Consider the following 286-nt stretch of genomic DNA (forward strand, 5'->3'; position numbering starts at 1 on the left):
TAGTAGCAGTCAAGGCACTGTAAAGGATCCAGCCATTGATCTTTTGACCGTTGGTTGCATTAGTGTCTTGAACCTTAACCCAAAGGTCACCTTCACGAGTACGAGTAGTTGCGTCAACAACTTTGAAAGTGTCGTTTGCATAAGGAGTAGCATCAGTTACAGTACGGCCCTTACGGTATTCAGTCCAAGCTGGGTAAGTGTAAGTGGTAGCAGTGCCATCATTTGCAGTACCGGCTTTGGTGATCTTGTAAGTAGCGTTCTTTTGAGCGTCAGTCAATGCAGTGGT

Annotated in this window: 1 pseudogene; it reads right to left on the reverse strand. The window is 45.8% G+C overall.

The annotated features are described in order from the left end of the window. Positions 1–286, reverse strand: a pseudogene (locus FC51_RS12400) (S-layer protein); the annotation flags it as partial.

Origin of the sequence: Lentilactobacillus parabuchneri DSM 5707 = NBRC 107865 (genome assembly GCF_001435315.1) — a bacterium.
In the GTDB taxonomy this organism is placed as follows: Bacteria; Bacillota; Bacilli; order Lactobacillales; family Lactobacillaceae; genus Lentilactobacillus; species Lentilactobacillus parabuchneri.